This is a genomic window from Mesorhizobium robiniae (assembly GCF_040545535.1).
Taxonomy (GTDB): Bacteria; Pseudomonadota; Alphaproteobacteria; order Rhizobiales; family Rhizobiaceae; genus Mesorhizobium; species Mesorhizobium robiniae.
In genome coordinates, this window is sequence record NZ_JBEPMC010000001.1 from 126938 (window position 1) to 148609 (window position 21672).

The following is a 21672-nucleotide window of genomic DNA, read 5'->3' on the forward strand; positions in this document are numbered from 1 at the left end:
CCATGCTATCCGCCGAGCCGGAAGTATTGTCCAGTTGCGGAGAATTCAGATCCGCTGGTCTCGATTTCCTCGAGAATTTTGGGCAGCAGCACCGACACCGGGATTGGCCCGGAGAACGCCGCAGCCTGAATATCCTGTCGACCTGTGATGACCATTATGATCTGCGGTACGGGCTTGCCGGCCGCCTTGCCGGCGGGGTCGAGACTGGTCGGGATGTTGAAAATGGCCTTGTCCGATTGCACCACGATACGATCGTCGAGGCTGAACGCCATGCCCTCGTGGTCGATCAGCAGCACGCTGGAAATGAGGCCGCCATGCGTCACCAGCGTACCGCTGATCGGCGAACCGCTCGGCACCGACGTCCGATCGAGAACAAGCCGCGGCTTGTCGGCCGCTGTCTGATCCAGAAAGCGCAAAAAGTTGGTGACTTCGCATTGGGCGGGTTCAATGAGGCGGACGCTGATGTCCGGTTCGACATGGAATCTTGCCTGGAAATCGTACATCATTCGCTCGAATGGCGGGACCTCCGTTCCAAATCCCTCGATCGCGGCAGCCTTGTCGGTTGCCGACGTCAACGCCGCATAGAAACAATCGCCGCCGCTGAAGTCGCGCACCCAGGAGACCCGTTGCGCCATCGCATCGACGGGAGGAGCCGGCGGAGCTCCCGGTCGGGGCACATTCAAGGCGACGGTGCCGTCATCCGGCGACTCGCCCGCCTGCGGTTGCGGCGCACGCTCCACCTTTAGCGCCTGCTCTGCGGCCCTGCGCGCGGCGTCGAGCTTGGCCCTCTCCGACGCGAGCCGCGCCGCCTGCTCCGCCTTCTGACGCTCTTCCTCTTCGGCTTGTGTTTTCGCCGTCTCTTCGGCCTCTCGCTCCGCTTTGGTCCTGGCTTCAACATCAGCCTTGGCTTCAACTTCAGCCTTGGCCTTGGCTTCCTCCGCAGCCTGTCGCTCGGGCTTCCGGCTCTCCACGGCATCGGACTGGACCGCTGGCGCCTGGGCTTTCTCGGCTGGTGCTACAGGCGCTACCTCGGCGGCCGGCGGAGCTGCCTGCTGGCTGTTGCCGGTCACCGCATCAGGCTGAATTGCCGGCGGAACCGCTTCGGGTGGTATTTGCACCTCGACTGCAGACGGCTCCGAGATTTCCTCGGTGGGCGGGGGGACTTTGGCCGGCTGTATCGGCTCCGGCTCCTGTCTGGCCTCGGCATCGGCCCGATTTTCGACGGGCGGCGCAGCGCCGTCCGGTTTTGGCTGCTGGGCTGGAATCCGCTTTGCCGGCTCATTGCCAGGCGGGCTCGCTGCGCCGTCCGCCGGGGCCGGCTTTGATGCTTCTGGTGCCAAAAGCGGTGTATCGCCGGCGACCGGCGTGGAAGGTGTCGTCAGGCCGCTCAGATAGACGCCTGCGCCGGAGACCACAGCCAGCGCCGCGAAGGCAGCGATTGCGATGTTGCGGGTCTTTGCAGGCTTCTGGGGGGCATCAGGCGTGACCGCGCGCGAAGGAGGGGCGACCTTCGAAGGCCGCGGTGCGGACAGATGCGCCGGCCGGACATGCGGAACGAAGCGCTGCTCCCCCGATTTCGCAACAGCCGGCAAGCCGTGCCCGGGGGCTTTGGAACCGGGCGCGACGGTTTCGCCGGTTCGCGGCAGACCAGTCCGGGCGCGAGGTGTGATGGACGGCGGAGGCGTTGTCTCCTCGCTGTCGTCACGCGTCAGCCTGGCGATGTCTGCCATGCTGACTGGCCGATCCCGCGGGTCCGGTTGCAGCATGGCTTCGACAATCTCGCGAAAATCGGCATCGATGTCGGACAGGTCCGGCACGGTTCGGCGCTTTTCAACGATCTCAAACTGGGAGCCGCCCATATCGATCGGCTTTCCGCGCAGTGCAGCGGCCAGCACCAATCCCAGGCTGTAGATGTCGGACTGCTCGCTGACGTCGCCGCCAAACAGCCCGAGCTGTTCGGGAGAAACGTAGCTGTACTTTCCTGCGAACTTTCCGCCGATCAGGGTCTCTCCACCGATGGTCGCCGATCGCGCGATGCCGAAGTCGATGATCTTTGCACGGTCGACCCGGCCTCCTGGCAGGATGATGTTATCCGGGGAAAGGTCGCGGTGTATTGCTCCCGCCTGGTGCACTGCGCTTAGACCGGATGCAAGGCGGTGGCAGAGCTTGCGCACGTCTTCCGTCCGCATCGCGCCACGCCGCATGACGTCGAACAGCGATTCACCGTCGACGAATTCCATGGCAAGGTAGGGCCGGGCGATCCCGGGATCGATCGTGAAGACGTGATATCTGACGACCGCGTCGTGCGACAGGTGGTTGAGGATCGAGGCTTCCTTGCGGAACAGGGACAGGATCGTCTGGTCACGGGCGAACTCGGGCAGGACGATCTTGATCGCGACGTGGTCGCCGGTCTGGATGTTGTGGCCACGGTAAACCTCACCCATGCCCCCGGACGCGATCCGCTCGTCAAGTTCGTAGATGCCGCTGAGTTGCGTGCCGACAGCGGTGTTTGCCAGGCCAGGCGATATTCGCGTCTTGTCGTCGGCGCTCATCAGCCTCCAACCTCCGCGGATGGATCAGGACGCGACCCATTGCTGCTGTCTCCGATCTTCACCAGCACAATCGTGACATTGTCTGTCCCGCCGCGCGCCAGCACCGTCTGCAGCAGGTTTTCGCACGCCGCCTGAGGTGTCGCGGACACCGCTGCCGCCTCGATCTCGGCGTCGGTGACGTGCGCCGTGAGCCCATCGGTGCTCAACACGAAAATGTCCCCCGGCATGATTTCGCCTTGCTGGAAATCGATGATGATCTCGTCGCTGACACCAACCGCATGTGTGATGACATTGCGGCGCGGCCAGGTGAGCGCTTCGGCCGCGCTGATCATGCCTCTGTCGAGAAGTTCCTGAACTTCGGTATGGTCCCTCGAAATCTGCGAGATCGAGCCGTTGCGGATCAGATAGACCCGGCTGTCGCCCGCCCATAGGCAGGCAAACCGCCCATTCATAGCCAGCAAGGCAGCGACGGTGGAGCCTATGGTTACACCGCGGGACTCCGATATCCCGCGGATCTCGGCATTGGCCCGACTCAGCCGGTCCTCGAAGCGCGCGCGAAGATCCGGTGCCGAACTTGCGATGCCGATCGTTGCCAGATGATCGACGATGCTGGCCGAGGCGACTTCTCCGGCATCATGTCCACCCATTCCGTCGGCCACGACCCAGAGGCCGGTTTCCGGCTCGACCAGATAGTTGTCCTCATTGAGCTCGCGGACACAGCCTCTGTGGCTAACGCCGAAGCTTTCAAAGGGAAGGGCGACATTGTTCATTTGCCACCAAGCGCTTCGCAAGCGTCCTTCGCGGCGCATTTTCCCGCGCTCGCTCGCGCCAGTTTGCCACAGGCGCGGATATTAGAATATCGAAATCAACGTCCGAGCGTCTGCAGCCCATGGACGGCGTCATCATGCTGGAAAGCCCGAAGGCCATCTCAAAAGGCCTTTGGGCAGCTGAACCCGGAAAGCGCGGGAAGGAAGAGGGGGTTGGGGTCCGAACCGGTCTGGATCGTATAGGCGACATCGCGTCCGCCGATCACGAAGCGGGCTTCCGTATTGCCGCCGGCGCTGGTGATATCAGCCTTGTCCAGCAATCGCTTCAGCGCCCACGGACCGTCGAACTTGATGGCGGACTCGCGGCCTGGCATTTCCGGCGTCAAGCTCAGGCTGGCGGACGCCGAAGTCCCGCTGCTCGGCCAGGTCACCGTGCTTGGCGCGTTGCCTGCCTGGTTGCTTTGGACGATCTGGCCGTCGACGTCGAGTATTGCCGCATCGGCATCGCCATGCAGTGAAACCGGCGTAAAGGTGACGCTCACCGATGGGACAGAACCACCGGAGGGAAAGAAGGCGTTGCGGATTTCGGCAGCAAGCTGGAAGTCCTTCAAGGTCGACTTCGGAAGGTCGCGCCCCAAGCGCGCATCCTGTTTCCAACTCCAGCCGTGGCCGGTCATGTCGATCAGCGATGCGAGATTCTGTGCGAAGAACCGGTCCATCAGCCCGCCCGGAGCGAACAGTTTCGAGAAATCCGCCATTGCGATGTCCTCGGTGCCGTTGCCGGCGAAGGGATAATGTCCGTTGACCGCCTCTTCGCAGGCGCGCGTCACCGTCTGGTCGAGCATCTGGTTCAGATTCGCTACCGAGGTTTCGGCGACGTTGCCCTCAAACTCGTCGGCCGTCGTGTTGACCATCCGCGCGAGCTGCTTGGGCAGACGCGAGACATTGGCGCGAAGGGTGGAAACCTGCAGTTGCAGATTCATGTTGACGCGTTCCGTCTGCGAAGGAACGTCGGCCGCCAGTTGCAGACTCTGGTAGATGTCACGGAAATTCTGGGTCAATGCATCTATCGGGCGGCGTCCGGCAGGACCGTTCACCAGCGTCTGGAATGACCTGAACTGCGCTTCGATCTTTGCTCCGGGATGCTGTGCGCTCGAGGACCCTGCGCCGGCGCGGCTTTGCGATTTGCTTGTGGCAATTTGTATGCCGATGCGCGCCAAGCCCTTGGCGATATCTGCAGACGTCTGCGGCTGGTTCTGAACCGCGCCGGATACTAACTCGGAGGCTCTGTTGCTTCCGGCTTCCCGCGTCAGGGCTGTCTCGTCGGCTATCGCCGTAAAAAGCTGGTCGATCGGCGAGGTTGGCGACGCGGCGGCGGAAAGCGCGAAATAATGCGGCTTGTCCTTCAGCATCGTTTTGAACCTCAACTCATCGAGAACGGCGTTCCACGCCGCGGTGAACTCCTTCCCGTAGCGATCGAGAAGTTCTGGACCGAGCTTGAGCAGTTCCTGATCGATGCCGCCTTGCTCACCGCCACCGCCGAGAACCCATTGGTCGTCGACCAGCATCTGCGCGATGCGCGAGAGTTGCCCGAGGTAGAAGTCGTTGAAGCCGGCATGGGTGTAGATGCCGGGAACACGAACATCAGCCAGATCGCTGCCGTCGATGCGCTCGAACAGCAACTGCGCTTCCGGGCCAGCTTGCGCGGAAACAGAAAAATCGTCCAGCGCCGCCGCGTATGTAGCCGACTTGATCAATGCGGAGGCACGATCGGCTAGGCTCATGCGCCCGAGCGAGCGCTGGGCGGATTCGACAAGCGGTCGGTTGAGTTCGAAAACCGGATCATAGGCGTCGTCCAAGGCCAGCATGGCGCGCAGATGCTTTTCGAGCTGCGCCCGTCCCTCGCGGTTGTTTTCGCCCGGATACCGGTTTTGTTCCCAATCCTGTCTCATCCAGGAAACGATCAGCGCGTCGTCGACCTTCGGCGCCTTGCCGCCAAGCATCAGGTAGATTTTCAACGGTTCGTAGAGCGCGTCGGGGTCCGCCATCTTGGCCTGGATCGTCCGCTCGGCCTGGATCAACAGGCGCGCGCGGAATGTGCGCTCCAGCGCTTGCCGGTATGCCGTTTTGGATGCCGAAAGAAGTCTTTCCCGCTGGCTGAGGCCGAACGTCTCCTCGACCGGCGTCGGCAAGTCACCGGTTTCGAACCCTGCCGGCAGGTTGCGCAACTGGTCGAGCGGGCCAATGACGTTTTCGAGATCGACATCGGTGACCTCAGTACTTTTGAGCAGCGGGCCCGCTGTCTCGCGATACTGGCTCATCTCCTGGGTGGTGGCGGCGATCAGCGATCTGTTGGCCGTGTAACTCACGGCCATGGCGCCCAGGGCCACCGCGGCGACCAACGCGATTATGCCAAGGCCGCCATATCTGGCGATCGCCGCACGCCTTTCAGCCGATTTGTCGTATGAAACCCAGCCCGCCTCCGCAAAAATGACGCGGGTGAGAAGGTCGTGCAAAAAGAAGCTCTTGCCTGTGCCGGACAGATGCGCCCCGGGATTACCGCCGAAACTGCGGCCGATTGCGCCGAGCACCTGGTCAATCGGTGTTCCTTCCTGCGTGCCTGATGAAAAATAAAATCCACGCAGGCTGACATTCACCTGGCTGCGGGCCGGATCGAACAGGCTGGCGACGAAAGTGGCAATCCGTCCCTTCAGCGCGCCAAATTGCGCCGGAAAGCCGAAGAGGGCTATGCGCGCGACTGGATCAGCCTCTTCCTGCAGGCGGTCGGGGACCTCCTCCGCCAGCCGTCTTGCCAGTGCTTCGAACTCGGCCGGGGCCTCGCTGACCATGTTCTTGTTGCGATCCGTGGTCTGGAATGTCGCGCCCCACACTTTACGCCGGCGCGGTTCGTCGAACCCGCCGAAATAATCCATGAAGCCGGAGACAAGGTCGGCCTTGGTGAAAAGCAGGTAGACCGGAAACTGGACCTTCAGCGTTTCGTATGTTTCCCGCAAGCGGCTGCGTATTTCGACGATATGGGCGTTCAATTGCTGATCATCGAAGCTGATGAGGTCGGCAAGGCTGATGGCCAGGATGACGCCGTTGATCGGTTGCCTAGTGCGGTATCTCTTGAGCAACGCTAAAAAGGTAAGCCAACTTTTTTTGTCGCTCTCGGCGTGCGAATCCTGCGTTGTGTAGCGTCCGGCGGTGTCGATCAGCACGGCCTCGTCGGTGAACCACCAGTCGCAGGACCGTGTGCCGCCGATACCGGCTACCGGCTGGGCGTCACCCGACCCGGCAAGCGGAAATTTCAGGCCCGAATTAACCAGTGCCGTCGTCTTGCCTGCGCCCGGCGGGCCGATGATGATGTACCAGGGGATCTCATAGAGGAAGTTGCCCTTGCCGCTCGATCGCTTTAGCGTCGCAATGGCCTCCTTCATGCGGGCCTCGAGCATCTGCGGCTCGCCATCTCTGTCGTCGCTGCGGACGATTGCCGCCTCGAGCGCTTTTTGCGCCTTTCGCATTTGCCAGAAACGGAAGCCGTAGAAGAGCGCCACGATCGCCAGGGTGGCCCCTATAATCGTGCCACGCAGCCAGACGGAGCCGAGCGGGCGGGTATCGGCAAAGCGGATCAATGGCCCGGCAAACCAGACGGCTGCCGCGAAACCGGCCAGCGCGATGACGCTGAATATCTGCAGCAGCCAACGCGTCATGGGCGCTTCCAGCCGGCCGCGATCACAACGTCTCCTCCTTGGGGATCATCACGTCGACACGGCGATTCTGAGCGCGGCCTTCCGGCGTCGTATTGTCGGCGATCGGCTCGTCCTCGCCCTTGCCCTCGACCGTGATCCGTGAAGGCTGGCTGAATTGCGGCGCCATCATTGCTTCGACAGCCTTCGCCCGGGCGACGGAAAGGTCGAAGTTGGATTTGAACGCGCTCGACTTTCGCGGTTTCACATTGTCCGTATGGCCGACGATCCGGATCGGTCCGGGCTCGGTTTCCAGCGCGGCGGCGATGTCTGCAGCTATCGGTCCAAACTCTGGCTTTATCTCGGCCCTGCCGGACTGGAACAACAAGAGATTGTTGATTTCCACGACGATGAACCTGCCTTGCGTGCCGACGATCAGCCCGCCGCGCGCGATATTCTTGGCCAATGCGGTGCGGATGCGATCGATCTGGGTGACGGCGGCGGCGACAGGCGGAGCGGCTTTCACCGGCGCGGCCAACGGCGCCACGCTGGCGCGTTCGATGGTGACCGGCGTTGATGGATTGAGCGCCAGCAGTTGGCCGGCAGCGGCATCGCCCTCGTTGGTGATGAGAACCCGCAACACGAAGAATGCTGCCGTCAGCAGCGTCGATGCAGCAGCCGCAACGGCCCAGAGCGGCAGCCGAGTGGACGATTTCGTCATTGTCGCCGCCATGCCCTGCCAGTGCGGCGAGACCTCTTCGTCGGTGCGAGCCCTGAAGTAGCGAAGCGTCTCGTAGACGTCGCGTCGGACGCGTTCGAGGTCGGTGTCCTCGCGCGCCAGACCTCGATATTGGCCTTCGAACCCCAATGACAGGCAGGCATGCATCAATTCGAGCAAATCGTAGTGTGCCTCCGGCGTGGCCAGCACCTTGTTCAGCGCTTCAAAAAAGCCCGTGCCGGTGGGTTCGACGTGAAAGAACCGCGACAGCATGCCGTGCTGCGCCCAGTCATCACTCTTCGGCCAGGGCATGTTGCCGATCAGATCGTCAGCGGTTTCGCAAAGGGCGAATACTGCGATCCGGGCATCCTCTTCGGGAACGCCTGACTTCTCCATAGTCCGGTCGAACTTTTCAATCGTATCGGCGACATGCTCCGCCAGTGGCTCCGCCTGTCTTTCGACTGACAGGAGCCTGAGCTGGCCGAGCAGCATCAGCAAGGGCGCGGCCGCTGCGAGGATCGGGTTTGCGGCGGAATAACTGACGCTGTCCGCGGCATCGAGCAGAACATCCTGCTGCATGGCTGGCGTCGCCGCGGAAGAGCCGGTTGCCATCGCGGCATCGGAAGATGCGCCTTGATAGATCACAGTTCCGGATATCCAGCCCGGGGGCGCATGCCGGCCGACACCTGGATCGAAAATTGTTGAATCCTTGACTGGGGAGGGATCGCGCTGCCCGCCGCCAGTAACAGGCCCCTGAGCAGCTGGCGCCGATTTTTGCTCGCGTCGTGGATTTGCGCGAATGACCGTTTTGCCCGCCGGGCCGAAAGGATTGTCCTTCGAGCTCATTGCAGGTATTCCGTCCGGCCGCGATGCCCGCGTTTGCGCCAGATGGGCGCAGAGCGGTTCCTGGTCATAGGCAGGAAATGCAGGCGCTGCTGACGAGGGCAGTGTCTGGAAGAAAGTCGGCTACAAAACACTATCCCGCCGTAACATGACATTTGCCGCAGACCCCTAGGTCAATCAGCCTTACCCGCTGGCGAACTGTCGTATGTGATCGTAATCTCAGAAGCTGTCGATTGGAACCTAAAGCAGTGCTGCCAAAGGATTTTTCTTTGTCAACTAAAGCGCCGCGCGTCCTTTTGGACCGCAAAGGACTTTCCAGTTGCCGCCTAATTCGTTTCGCAACCAAAGGTCAACGCAGCAAACGATCCGATTTCCGGGGCAAGCGCCCGATTCAGTCTTCCAGCCTATTTTTGCTTGTCGGCCTTGGCATAGGCTTCGCTGAAATAGGACAGGAATATATCCAGCATGCCGTTTTCGTGGGCTTCCTCCATGGTCCGCCATTTCGCGACAAAGGCATCCCAGGCCAGGCCCTTCTTCGAACTGAACGAGGTCGGCGGTAGCTTTTTGCCGATCGCTTCGGGCGACAAGTCGTCAAGCAGCCGGGAGAGAGCAGCTTGCATGGCTGCGTAGGTGGCAAATTCGTGCGTCTTGAGATCACGGAATGCGTCTTCGACGCTGCGCTTGGCATCGAGATAGCCGGCTCTGCGCCGTGCGAACATGATCTCAAGGATGTCATCGGTTCCCGGGACGAACTTTAGGGGATTGTTATCCTCAGCACTTATCATCGTCCGGTGTGTGCTCTTGGCCAGTATCTTCGCAGCCGCCCGTGCTTTCAGCAGCAAGGCCAGCTCCTCGACCATCGTCCGCAGCACCGCGCCGATTTCGGCAGCAACTTCATGCTTGTCACGCGATTGAAGCAATTCCGGTGAAATGCCGGCTGCGATCGCGATTACCCGCAGCATCTCGTCTGCGTCAGGGCGGCGGGGTGCGGACCCCGCCGAGGGCGGAGGAATGGGCTGCAGCAAGGAAGACGTCGATGCTGGCGCCTGCTGCCCGGCCCGCTGCTCCGCCGGATTGAAGAAAGGCTTGTTGCCGAAGTCCAGTGGCCGGCCCGTGGCAACCGGCATTTCCCGTTGCGTCGAACCGCGATTGCCTTGAGCTTGGCCTGTCGCCGCTCGCTTGTCGTCAATCGCTACGGAGATGACGTAGCGGCCAATCAGCAGCCGGTCGCCATGACCGAGCCGATGCGGGCCGGCCATGCGCTGGCTCGATCCGTTGATGAAAGTTCCATTGCGCGAGACATCGTGCAGCCAGAACCCGCCCGCGTCGTACCTGATCTCGCAGTGCCGGCCGGAGATGAATTTGTCCGGGTCGGACAAGGTCCAATCACAAGCCTCGCGTCCGATCTCGAAGCTGCGGTCACGGGCTGCATAGCCGGTTGAGATGCCAGCGGGCAGGGCGTCGATATTGTTGATCTGCAGCCTGATGAACATCCAAAATCGCCGTCGATCGCCGATCGATACGCTACCATTCTAGCAGCTTGCAAGTATAACAGGACAGCAGCGTTTCAAGTCGATGAAATCCATAAGGCAAGGTTTAACTGCCGCTCGTTCTTTTTGGTCGGCAGGAAAACTTGTGGTAGGCTCAACATGGCGTGGCGTTCCTGAAGGTGATGCTGATCACATAGCAGGAACTCCAAATCCGCTACACTGGCGGTGGCGTCTAGGAGGGGCACGACCCATGCCGAACGAACGTGCTACGGTTGTGCAGACACCGGTTGGCGCCGAGTTGTTGACCTTCACCCATCTTGTCGGGCGCGACGAGATCAGTCGTTGTTTGGCCTATACTGTCGGGTTCGTCAGTAGCAGCCCCGATATCGACCCGCTCAAGATGCTGGGCGGTGCTGTCTCGATCGAAGGTGAATCCGATCCGAAACGCTGGTTCAGCGGGCTGATCTCGGAATTTCGGCTCACCAGGATCGAGGATAGGCTGGCATATTACGAAGCGGTCATCAGGCCATGGCTCTGGTTCCTCGGCAACACGACTGATTGCCGCATTTTCCAGAACATGAGCGTCATCGAGATCGTCGAGGAGGTTTTCTCGAAATACAGCACGGCAAAATTCGAGAAGCGCCTGCAAGGATCCTATCCGCCGCGCGAATACTGCGTGCAATATGACGAGACCGATCTCGATTTCGTGCAGCGGTTACTCGAGCACGAAGGCATTCTGTATTTCTTCGAGCATGACGATGGCAAGCACACACTTGTGCTCGCCGATGCGATGAACAAGCTGAAGCCCGCGCCGGGCTATGAGAAAGTACCCTATCACTTTGAAGGGCAAGGCTCCCGGCGCGATGTCGAGTATATAACGGAATGGATACCGGGCAGTTCGGTGCGGCCGGGCGCCTATGTCCATACCGACTACGATTTCCAGAAACCGGGCGCCGACCTGATGGCCAAATCCGCCCAGCCGTTCGGTCACAAATTGGCGGCGGGCGAAAACTACCGCCAGCCCGGCGCGCATCTTGACGTTGGCCGCGGCGATAGCCTGGCTGCGATCCGCCGCGAGGAAATCCAGGCCGTGCACCAGCGTATCGCTGCTGTTGGAACCGTGCGTGGGCTGTATTCGGGCTGCACGTTCCAACTGGACGGCTTCCCGCGTGAGGACCAGAATCAGGAGTACCTGGTGGTCAGCGCCGAATATAGGCTGTTCGATCCGGGCTACAGGGCCCTTGCCGACGTCGGCAGCGAGAACTTCAAGGTGATCCTCGGCGTGGCGCCGGCTGCCTTGCCCTATCGTCCGCCACGGATCACACCACGGCCGATCATGCGCGGTCCTCAGACGGCGACGGTGGTTGGCCCATCCGGCGAGGAGATCTTCACCGACAAATATGCCCGGGTGAAGGTCCAGTTCCATTGGGATCGTCTGGGCAAGAAGGACCAGAACAGCTCCTGTTTCGTGCGGGTCTCGCAGACCTGGGCTGGCAGCGGCTGGGGATTCATCCAGATACCGCGCATCGGCCAGGAGGTCATCATCGATTTCATCGAAGGCGACCCGGATCTGCCGATTATCACCGGCAGGGTCTACAACGCCTCCCAGATGCCGCCCTACGGACTGCCGGGCAGCGCCACGCAATCCGGCTGGAAGTCGGACTCCTCCAAGGGCGGTGGCGGCTATAACGAGCTGATGTTCGAGGACAAGGCCGGCTCCGAACTGGTCAATTTCCAGGCGCAGAAGGACCACAACCTGCTGATCAAGAACGACCGCACCAAGCTGGTGCAACACGACCAGTCCGACCGCATCGACCACGACGCCAAGCACTCCGTCGGCCACAACCTCGACGAGGACGTCGGCAACAACAAGACGGTGAAGGTCGGCGTCGACCAGACCACCGACATTGGCAACAACGATACCGAGACGGTGGGGGTCGATCGCTCGCTGACGGTGGGGTCGAACGAGACGATCAATATCGGGTCGAACTCGACGGAGACGATCGGCATTGCGCATACACAGACGGTGGGCGCGCTTCAGACGATCACCGTAGGTGCGGCCCGCATCGACAGCGTCGGCGCGGCGGAGCAGCGCAGCGTCGGGGGTCTTCAAAGCAATACGATTGGCGCCACGCGGTCGGTGACGGTGGGCGCGAGCCAGACGCACAGCATTGGTGCCGGTGACAATTGGACGATCGCTTCGGACCAGGGGGTTCAGATCGGCGGCGGTCAGACCTTCAAGATCGCCAAGGATCAAGGCACCCAAATTGGCGGCGGACGCTCGACCACAGTTGCCAAGGACGATTCAACGGAGATTGGCGGCGCGCACACCCTCAAGGTCGCCAAGAAGAGCTTTACTGAGGTCGGGGATGATGCGGCCATAGTGGTCGGCAAGAACCTCACCATTGAGGCCAAGGATTCCGTCACCATAAAAACCGGCAGCGCCGAGATCATTATGAAAAAGGACGGGACGATTACCATCAAAGGTAAGGATATCACTGTTAAGGGTTCGGGAAAGATAAACGTCAATGCTTCGAGCGATATCATCATGAAGGGCTCGGAGATAAAACAGAACTGAGGGCACCCATGAACAATATCGACGAACGGATCGATGGCGTGGTGATTGGTCTGCTGCTCGGATTCCACGAGGGCACGCCGCTTGTGGTGTTTCCCGGCAATCCGGAGGAAGCAGCCTTGCCGGCGCGCAGTCTGACCGAACTGTCACCCGACATGATCGGCTCGCAAGTGGCGTTGCTTTTCGAAAACGCCGACCCGCTGAAGCCGCTGATTGTCGGGCGTATTGTCGACCCCGCAAAACGACAGACAAATAGCCCTCGTGCCGAGGCTCATGTGGTACGCGATGGCGAAACGGTGAAGATCAGTGCCAGCGAGCGGCTGGAGCTAAGATGCGGCAAGTCGGTCATCATCATGGAAAAGGACGGTCACCTCACCATTCGGGGTACATACCTGGTCAGTCACGCCAGCGCCTCCAATCGGATCCGGGGCGGTTCGGTGAACCTAAACTGATGCCCAAGCCGCCGGTTCTCGAAAACGTCGTGCGTCAGCATGCGGAGATGGCCGCTTTTTTGTGGACTGTTTACGACGGGCATCTGCTGAGCCCGGATAAAAATCCTGAAATGGACGAGGAACGCCTGAGCCGCCTTATCGAGCGTCTGGAGGCGCATCTGGACGGCTTGCGTGTAGCGGGAGCCGATGGGCTCCGGATCGCCGAGGAGCGCTATGCAGAATACCCTGAGGCGGGCGAGCTGTTCGTGCTGCGCATGCTGGTGGCGGGGAAGCCGATCCTGGTCGCGGAACTCGACCTAGAAAAGGTACGGGCATATCTCGACGCGCACCGGCGAGCGGACTGAGGATCAGCCGCCTTTGGGCCAGACGCCGCTGCGCAGATCGTCGACCTCCACAAGCGTCCAGGTGCCACCCGACAGCCGGAACATGCCGATCGTATCGATCGCCCAAAGCGCGACCCCCGTCGACGACAGCGAAATCAGTTGTAGCGGTTCCCTCGCGCAATCGGTCTCGATGGGAACGAGTTCACCTTTTTCATGCACATAGAGGTTGTGAAGGTCTGAGGGCGGATACTCTGCGATGCCGATGTAGCGGCGACCCGCATGAATCGCCGTGCGATGGAGCGAGCGCTGATTGTCCGAGAAGATAACCTCAAAGCCCTCGTCGAAGTCTCCTAGATAGATTTCAGCGCGGGGACTGTCTGCGGAAAGCGAAATCTGCGCGCCCTCGACGCGACCAGTCACCAGACGCGCGCCAGTGTCGATTGCCTGCGCTTCGACGGACGTGCCGCGGACCCGGGCCAGAGCGCCCAATGCACCGCAGAAGACATAGTCATCGCCGACCTTGAAGCCAAAATAATAGGGCGGATACTTCCGGGCGTATGCCCGTACCCGCCGCGTCTGCTGTTTCTCGTCATCCGACCTGGGGGGCTTCGGCTCCGGCGTCTGCAGCGGCTCCCATTGTAGCCCAGAAACTGTAATCCGCCAGAGATTGGAATACTCGCCGCTGACATAGATATGAGTGCCTTCGCCGATTACCGAATAGACGTAAAACGGCTCCGGCGGCGGCGATATCTCGAACATCTTCCGCTTTGAGCGCTGGATGGCGAAAATCGTACCGTCAACGATGACCCAGATCAGCCCGCGACCTGCGTCGTAATGCGCCGACTGAACAGTCCCCAGCCCTTCGACGGAAAAGCTTTCGATCGTCTTGGCCTCGAAGTCGACGACATGAACCCACCAGGAATCCTCCTCGTCGTCGTCAATTGCGATGGCCGTGGTGTCGGAGATGGGCAGGGTGTACATGATTCCCTCTTAGGGTTGGTTTCTTTCAGGATTATACGTCGAGCCGCTCAAGGCGTCTTTCGATCGACTCCTCGCTCCTCGGCGTGATCTGCTTGAGCTTGGCGCCCTTCTCCTTTGCGGCCGCGAATTGCTTCTTGATGCATTCCTTTGCTTTTTCGGCGCATTCAGCGTCGACGCCGCCTTGTTCGTACTCGACGATCTCGTCCAGGAGGTCGTTTGCGGTGTCCAATGCGTTGTCGACTGTCGGGCTCAGCTTACGGAATTTGTCGTCGAACTGATGTAGAAAGCCATGACCGCGCAGCGTCGCCAGGCTCTTGCCGCCAGAAGTCTTGGCATGGGCTTTTCCTTTCGCGACGATCGCGGTTTTCGCCTGCTTACCCTTCTTCGTGGTCGGTCTCGCCTCGTTTGCCGCGGCGCCGTTGGCGTTTCCGCCGACGCAGATGCAGCAGCCCTGATCGATCCTAGGAAAGGTGTCGTCCAATCGTGTCGTATCCTTCCTTTTCGTGCCCGCCACCCGCTTTGCTGTAGCCTCGGCCTTTTCCCGGTTCGTCTTACGAAGATACTCATCGGGAATGATATGGTGCGCCTGACCTCCGCGATCGGCACAAGTGCCCTGGGTGTCCTCGTAGGACCCGACGAGGCAGGTGTCCGTTTCGAAGGTCGGCGGCGCGGGCATGCCAGCGATGACCATCGGCGGCGCGTCGCCCGTATTGCTTGCATGATTGCTGGTGGACATGTCGCCCAGCCGCACAACGCCCTTGCTCTCGACCTTGACATCAGATGACCAGGCCTGCGCGTAGATCTTGCCGGTGTTCTTCGAAGTAATGATGCCCTTTTTCGCGGCCGCCCCTGCCTCATCGCCCGAGCATTTCTTGTACTTGCTGCTATTCTCCTGGCTTATCGGCTTGTTACCGATCTTGACGGTACCGCTGCCGGAAGCCAGATCGGAGTCGAACCCGAAATCGGGATAAGGAACGGGCACGCCCGGTGGCGTTGCAGGATTTTCGGGCGGTGTGAAACAGACATCGGGAAACGCCGCAATTACCTTGCACCCTTGCGCCTCGGATGAGATTTCTCGCCCGTTTGCGAAAACCGTCATTTTGCCGCCACCACGGCGGCCCCGCAGGCGCCGTCGTCGCCCGAGGCCTCTACCAAGATCGGTCCCGAAGGTGCGTAGCCACGCTCCATCGCGGCGAGTGCCCAGCCAAGCATGGCAGGAACAGCGGCAGCCCCGATATTCCCCAGGCTCCCACCCAATGTCCATATTGGCTGAACCGGCGACCGCTCGCGCTGGGTGCGCAGCATGGCCAGGGCTGTCTGTTGGAACCAGTACGTTTCGCCGACCAGGTCTCCCATTTTGAGAGTGACATCGGAATGGAGGCAGCCTGATCCGGCAAACGCGTCCTTGTAGGCTGTTGCCATCCCTTCACCTCGGAAGGGAATATCCGCCTCATTGTAGATGGGAGCTTTCTCCCGCGCGAGGCCTAGGCCCGTGAGCCGGACGCGGCCGCCCGAGGGGGCGCAGAGGATCGCGGCAGCGGCTTCGCCCGGGATGAAGCCGTTCGAGTTCTTCTTTGTCAGCAGTCGATCCCGCTCGAGATAGTGACTGATGCACTGCGCAGTCAGATAGCTGTCGACCCCGACGATCATTACGAAGGCAGCCGCCCTCGAGACAAGCAGACGGCGAGCTGCATCAAGGGCGACGTGGCCAGAAGGGCGGCCATGCGCGACGACGCGAGTGGGAATTGGGCTGCCGATCTCGGCTATTTGCTCGATTTTGATGAGCAACTGTTGGCTGTCAGGTGCTTGGCGCCCGGGGCGGCCCTCCTCGGCGAGGCAGAGTATGAGGGCCGTTCGGCCGCGGGCCTCGGGCACAGCGTCGAACGCTTCGACGATGGCGGCGGCCGCCATATGGGCCAAGCGCTTTTCGCCCATCCAGTTTCGTGGCAGCGGGACAGGCGCGCCTATCAGCCGGTCGCCGTCGGGGCCGAGAAAGCGGGTCTCTTGGAAGCCATCAAGTCTGGCGCGCATGGCTGCACAGCTCGAGGGCGCATCCAGCCCAACGGCAGTGACCATACCTGCGGATATGATGCTGAGTGGAGCCGTCATGCCGCCTCCGACTCTCCGCCCTCCTCGACGCGAGGACGCATCTTTGAGAGGCCGACATACTGTTTGCCGGTTGCCCGTGCGTGCCTCATGCCAGGCGTCGGTGGACCGACCCAGCATTCAGAGAACTCAAGAATCGTGCGTTGTAGACGTTGAGACACCCGCCACACCAGCGAGAACCGCCGCTTCTCCAGATCGAACAGGATCGTGTCGGGACGCAGCACCCCCTCGAAGGCCTTGGTTCTGCCTTTGAGCAAGGTCATCTCCAGCCCAGTCGGCGGCAAGCGGAAAATCACGCGTCCTTCCGGCGTCAGGTTGACGAGTTGCACCTCCTCGCCGCCGCGCGGGAAGTCGATCTGCTGGTCAGGCGGGGCCATCTGGAAATAGCGCTCGTCAAAATCCCGCGGCAGGAAGGGGAAGACGTTGTCGATCCAGTTCTGGTCGTAGGTGCCACCATATTCAATGCGGCCCGGCCAACCGCGGCCCATCGGCCCGAAACTCATCGGGTTGTAGTCGCCGAAGGGCGTGCGGATGTCTTCGCCGGGCCTCTGCGTGTTCGGTAGGCGCAGGCCGGGAATCAGGCGTTGATTTTTTGTCTGCGACCAACCGGTGCCGACTGGATTACGCAGATAAGCGCCCGGCAGCTTCTCCTCCGGGTTCAACCGGTCGATGCCACCCCAAGCCCGATCGTAGGTGATCGGCATTTTGAGGAAGGGCTGCGGCGATGTGGCTGTGAAAAGCGGGCCGATGGAGCGCCATTCGCGATTGCCCACCACCTCGAAGAGTTTCGACCAGTTGCCGATCTTGATGCCGACAGGCACACGCTCGGCCGGCCGGCCGCCAGGTGCGTAAGCACAGCCGTTGGCAATCACGTCGCAGCGCGGCTTGCGAAATGCGAAGTCGGTTTCCCAGAGTGTGGCGGAATAACCCGGTTCACCTGTTTGCGTGTCGGCGAAAACCAGCGGAACTTGTTCCGCCGATTTGCGCACGTTTCCGCCAGGTGACTTCGGAAAATCGAAGGTACCCTTCACCACCACGACAAGCCAATCGTGCCCTGCAATATCCGTTGCTGCCGTGAACTGGTGCGGATAACCCATCTGGTTCCAGATCTGCATCAGCTGGTCTCCCAGTTGGCGGCGAAAATCTGCTCCAGCGTCGCTTGCGGCGATTGCGGGTCGACGTCGAAAATGTCCGAGCGGGCGGTCCACATCACCATGTCGTCGATGACATCTCCGTCCTCCTTAATGGATGGCACCGGCAGGGCGGTCAGTGCGGCATCCAGTTCGTCGGGTGTGAGCACACCGCGTTGTGCGGCGAAGGCCGCAGCCTCGATGCTGTCGAACCAACCGTCGCCATGAGTAAGCTGGAAGGAAGCATCGGAGAGCTGCGCGACGACACTCAGCGGAAACTGCCTCCCGACCCTGTCGGCGCTCTGCAGAACAATGCCTGCCGATGCGCCGAAGCAAGCCGGGCCGGCCAGGAAGCGCAACGCGGTGCTGCCGGGCCACCCATCTCGGCCCATCAGCGGGACGATGTGGAGCGCCAGCCAGCGGTCCCAGACGCGCACAAAGTCCCCCGGCAGCCGCCGCGTGACGAAATCGCCGGTGGCAGGCATTTTGCCGTAGAAGCCGGGCAGGATCATATCTGGGGCGGACATGAGAACTTCTTGAACATCTGAAGATTGTAGGGGTTTTCGACGCTTGCTGCCCTGAGTTCGAAATCGGCGTACATGCCTTGCGTCCCCAATCGCAGGCTGTAGACATCGGACAGCGACGTACCGGTGAAGCGGCCGCTGCGCAGCATCCGCAGCCATGCCCAACTGCCGGTCTCGTTGAGCATAATTTCGGGTGAGCCGTCGATCGGCTGGAAGGCAAGCGAGATGACGCCGGTGCCGTCCTTGCCGGGCCATGTCATCGGTTGCGGGCGCGTCGCGTTGTTGAAGTAGACGAGGTTCTGGCCATCGAGATTGAGTGTGACGCGTGTGACGTTCGGAGACAGATCTTTGGGCTCGAGCGTGAAGTTCATCACCGGGCCGGTACCGCCGGGAAAGAGGTCGTCGCGGATCCGCCTGGCCTGTTCGAACGCTGCCAGAGCCGCCGGGTCTAGGCCGAAGTCGGCACGCCATTTCCATGGCTGGCTGGCGGTGTCGACATAGCTGATCAGGTGATCGTTGATGAAGGCGTCGATCATCCCGGCCGGTCCGAACAGGCGAGAAAAATCGCGGACATTGACGTCGACCGCGCTTTCAGGGCTGAAGGGATATCGGTCGTTCAGCGCCGCCTGGCAGAATGGCAGGATGTCGGCGCGCCAGATGGCGTTGAGCTCCGAGGTGACCGCCTTCTGCGTTAGGCCGCTGGTATCGCCGGCGATGCCGCCGAGCCAGTCGTCGACCGGATCGGGCAGGATCTGCGCTTGCCTGGCGACCGCTCCCGTCAGTTCGGCGAGGCCGCCCTGCTTCTTGATGGCGTCCTGGGGGTCGGGATTGGCCGTGACCGTCTGCAGCACGTTGGACAGGGCGGTCAGGGCCACCACCGCTGCGTCGAGTGCCGGCGGCTGGCCGTCAACTTCGGCGATTGCGCCCTTGAGCGGCTTGAAGTGTTCGGCCACAAGATTGCCGGTAAGATCCACTTCGTCGGGGGAGCCGGCGCGTGGCAGTAGTTTTGCGCCCGTCTTGACGATCTTTCCCAGCTTCCCCAGCTTGCCGAGTAGTTTCGAGCCGCCCTTGGCCGCTGCCTTGTTATCGGCGGGTGCTTCATCGGATCGGGTAAGGTCGGTCTCCTGAATGACTGCCGTAAGCAGGCGTTTCAGCGCGGAATCGGCGCTTGAAAGGTCCTTGAGATTCTCGCTGGCGACATTCAGGTCGGTCAATGGCGCGAGCGTCATATCGCGCAGGAAACTGTCCCATTGGGCGATGTAGTCTTCGTAATAGAGCTTCAGAATATCCTCGGACAGCGCCGAGACAGAGGTTTCGGAATTCTCCGAGCAGCCGCCGGCGAAGACCGCCCGATCCAACGCCGCCTGGGCGGCGACATCCTCCACCCGGTCGAGAATGGCATCGTGGAAGCCGGAATAGGTGAATGCTCCCGAAATGCCAACGCGAAGCGTCTTGTCGGAACGCCGCGCAAAAACCTTGCCGCCGTTGGGTCCGGCGAAATTCGCGGGGATCCATTCCTTGAGCCCGGCCACCGCCGGGTCGGCCAGCAGCTGCCTGTAGGCACGCGCCGGCAACGAAATCGTGCAGACTGTTTTCAGCGCCTCGGCAACCAGCGCCTGATCCGGCGCGATATAGCTGTCGTCGACCGCCATGCGGCGGATCGCGGCAAGCTGATGCTCCTCCGCGTCGGCGGTCGGGAAGGGCGCCGCCGGTGCGAATTCGGGCAAGTCGTTCACCCACCAGTTCTGGACGAAATCGGGATCCATCTGCGACAGGCCTGTCATCATGCGATAGGTCTTCAGCGCGCCCAGCATGAAATCCGGATCGCGGATCTGCCGCCACATGGTTGCCTCGAGCAGAGCGATCATATGTGGCTCGAGAACGTTGCGCAGAGCGTGGTCGTAGGTGTCGGCCTGCGCGCGCAGCAGTTCCGCCGAGGCCGACGGTCCGAGCAGATCCTGGGCCCTGTCAGGCGGTGCCGTTCGGGCATTTGCGACCTCGGCCATCGCGTTGAGCGCGCCATCGATGGCCGGCTGCTCCACCGACGCCGGGGTTGCCGCGACCGTGGTCAGAGGCGTCTGCAGCGCCTCGAACTGGCTTGCCTGCGCCGCGATCGCATTGCGGTTGTCATAGTAGGACCAGGTGAACATTGCGCCGGCCAAAATGGCCGCGGCGGCACATGCGGCTGCGGCGCCACGCCAGATCCAGGTGCGGCGGCGCTGCGCCAGCGGATCGAACGTCCCCAGGCCCGCTTCCCTGAAGATGACCTCGGTCAGCAGGTTCTTCAGGAAAAAGCTGCGTTTTTCGATGCGCTGCGCCGGCATGGCCCGTCGCGGCGGAAGACCGAAGGAAGAAGACAGCGCCGCGGCCAGCCGGTCGATGGGCGCCCCTTCCTGCGTCGCTGACGTCAGATAGAGGCCGCGCAGCCAGGCGGCTTCCTCGTACCGGCTTTCGCCGAACATTGCCTCGATCAGCACCTGGATTGGTTCGGACAGGCTCGCGAGCTGGGCGGGAAACCGGAAGATCTCGGCGCGGGCGGCGAGTTTGTCCTCGTCCTCCAGGCGCGGCACCAGCCGCCGCTCGAGTTCCGTCGCCAGAGTGGCGATTTCCCGCTCTATGGTCTTTGCATCCACACGTGCATCCAGCGCGAAGGTCGTGCCCCAGATCTGCTCGCGCGAGGCCGTCGAAAGGCCGCCGAAGAAAGCCTCGAAACCCTTGATCAGGTCGGCCTTGGTCAGCATCAGATAGACAGGAAGGCGGATCTCGAGCCGGTCGTTGAGCTCAGCCAGCCGACGGCGGATCTTGCGGCCATGTGCCTTGATGGCTTCGTCGCCCTCCGAAAACACATCGATCGATAGCGCGACGATCACCCCGTTCAGCGCCCGACGGCCCCGGTGTTTCTTCAAAAGGTCGAGGAAACCTAGCCATTCCGCCGCATCGACGTCGGGCTGGCTCTCCTGCTGGACATAGCGGCCAGCCGTGTCGATCAAAACCGCGTTCTCCGAAAAGAACCAGTCGCAGTTACGCGTTCCGCCAACGCCTTGCAGGTCGTCGGTGAGGTCGATCGGGAAGTTCAGCCCGGACTGCCGCAGGGCCGTGGTCTTGCCTGTAGCCGGCGGCCCGACGATCAGGTACCAGGGCATCTCGCGCAGGAACTTGCGCCCGCCCAGCTTGCGGCGCTTCAGTTCGGCCATCACTTCGGCGAACTTGGCACCGACGGCGGCGACGTTCTCCTCGCCTGGGCTGAGCGGCTTTTCCACCGCTGGCGCGGCGATCTCGGCGACGAACATGCGGTTGGCGCGGATCGCCCGGCGCTGGGCGACGATCAGCCAGATCAGCCAGAAGATGACCAGCAGCGCAATGATGACGATGCGCACATTTTCCGAGGCGAAGGGTTCGTAGGCGCCAACCCTGACGATCGGACCGAACACCCAGATAACCAGGGAAAGCAGCGTGATGCCGATCAGCGTCCAAAGCCAGCGCGATGTCAGAACCGCCCAGAGGAAGCGCAGGATGAACATC

The 21672-nt window shown here is 61.7% G+C and carries 14 protein-coding genes; 3 read left to right on the top strand and 11 right to left on the bottom strand.

Annotated features, from left to right (window positions below):
* Positions 1-5 precede the first annotated feature (5 nt).
* The 5 genes from ABID19_RS00670 to tagH form a co-directional block, all read right to left on the bottom strand.
* Positions 6-2552 carry a serine/threonine-protein kinase gene (locus ABID19_RS00670; protein ID WP_354487187.1) on the bottom strand — a complete coding sequence of 849 codons (2547 nt, stop codon included), beginning with the start codon at positions 2550-2552 and terminating at the stop codon, positions 6-8.
* Positions 2552-3322 (bottom strand): PP2C family protein-serine/threonine phosphatase, encoded by a 771-nt coding sequence (locus ABID19_RS00675; protein ID WP_354487189.1) that lies wholly within the window; start codon positions 3320-3322, stop codon positions 2552-2554. The genes ABID19_RS00670 and ABID19_RS00675 overlap by 1 nt, the downstream gene beginning before the upstream one ends.
* Before the next feature lie 158 nt (positions 3323-3480).
* Entirely contained in the window at positions 3481-7032 is a 3552-nt protein-coding gene (tssM, locus tag ABID19_RS00680) for a type VI secretion system membrane subunit TssM (protein WP_354487191.1), read from the bottom strand.
* Positions 7033-7054: 22 nt separating this feature from the next.
* Positions 7055-8572 (bottom strand): type VI secretion system protein TssL, long form, encoded by a 1518-nt coding sequence (tssL, locus tag ABID19_RS00685; RefSeq protein ID WP_354487193.1) that lies wholly within the window; start codon positions 8570-8572, stop codon positions 7055-7057.
* Between the two features lie 401 nt (positions 8573-8973).
* On the bottom strand, positions 8974-10062 hold the full coding sequence (tagH, locus tag ABID19_RS00690; protein ID WP_354487194.1) for a type VI secretion system-associated FHA domain protein TagH: 1089 nt from the start codon (positions 10060-10062) through the stop codon (positions 8974-8976).
* A 247-nt stretch (positions 10063-10309) separates the two neighbouring features.
* On the opposite strand from tagH, the gene ABID19_RS00695 reads away from it, so the two are divergent.
* Genes ABID19_RS00695 through ABID19_RS00705 form a run of 3 tightly spaced genes read left to right on the top strand, consistent with a single transcriptional unit; the run spans position 10310 to position 13430 of the window.
* Positions 10310-12637: a type VI secretion system Vgr family protein gene (locus ABID19_RS00695; RefSeq protein ID WP_354487196.1), complete on the top strand. Its 2328-nt coding sequence runs from the start codon at positions 10310-10312 to the stop codon at positions 12635-12637.
* Between the two features lie 8 nt (positions 12638-12645).
* Complete coding sequence (locus ABID19_RS00700; RefSeq protein WP_354487197.1) at positions 12646-13086, top strand: DUF6484 domain-containing protein; 441 nt, start codon at positions 12646-12648, stop codon at positions 13084-13086.
* On the top strand, positions 13086-13430 hold the full coding sequence (locus tag ABID19_RS00705; RefSeq protein WP_354487199.1) for a hypothetical protein: 345 nt from the start codon (positions 13086-13088) through the stop codon (positions 13428-13430). Before ABID19_RS00700 ends, ABID19_RS00705 begins: the two co-directional genes overlap by 1 nt.
* A 3-nt stretch (positions 13431-13433) precedes the next feature.
* Here the strand turns inward: ABID19_RS00705 and ABID19_RS00710 are convergent, their stop codons facing one another.
* The 6 genes from ABID19_RS00710 to tssM (ABID19_RS00735) are packed head-to-tail and all read right to left on the bottom strand — an operon-like array spanning position 13434 to position 21671.
* Positions 13434-14390 carry a hypothetical protein gene (locus tag ABID19_RS00710; protein ID WP_354487201.1) on the bottom strand — a complete coding sequence of 319 codons (957 nt, stop codon included), beginning with the start codon at positions 14388-14390 and terminating at the stop codon, positions 13434-13436.
* Positions 14391-14421: 31 nt separating this feature from the next.
* The gene (locus ABID19_RS00715; RefSeq protein ID WP_354487203.1) at positions 14422-15489 is read right to left on the bottom strand and encodes a DUF4150 domain-containing protein; all 1068 of its coding nucleotides are present in this window, start codon (positions 15487-15489) and stop codon (positions 14422-14424) included.
* On the bottom strand, positions 15486-16499 hold the full coding sequence (locus tag ABID19_RS00720; protein ID WP_354487204.1) for a 3-oxoacyl-ACP synthase: 1014 nt from the start codon (positions 16497-16499) through the stop codon (positions 15486-15488). Before ABID19_RS00720 ends, ABID19_RS00715 begins: the two co-directional genes overlap by 4 nt.
* Positions 16496-17611, bottom strand: a complete 1116-nt coding sequence (locus tag ABID19_RS00725) for a DUF2169 family type VI secretion system accessory protein (RefSeq protein WP_354487205.1) — start codon at positions 17609-17611, stop codon at positions 16496-16498. Before ABID19_RS00725 ends, ABID19_RS00720 begins: the two co-directional genes overlap by 4 nt.
* Complete coding sequence (gene tagF / locus ABID19_RS00730) at positions 17611-18153, bottom strand: type VI secretion system-associated protein TagF (protein WP_354487207.1); 543 nt, start codon at positions 18151-18153, stop codon at positions 17611-17613. The genes ABID19_RS00725 and tagF overlap by 1 nt, the downstream gene beginning before the upstream one ends.
* Complete coding sequence (tssM, locus tag ABID19_RS00735) at positions 18135-21671, bottom strand: type VI secretion system membrane subunit TssM (RefSeq protein WP_354487209.1); 3537 nt, start codon at positions 21669-21671, stop codon at positions 18135-18137. Before tssM (ABID19_RS00735) ends, tagF begins: the two co-directional genes overlap by 19 nt.
* Position 21672: the final 1 nt, after the last annotated feature.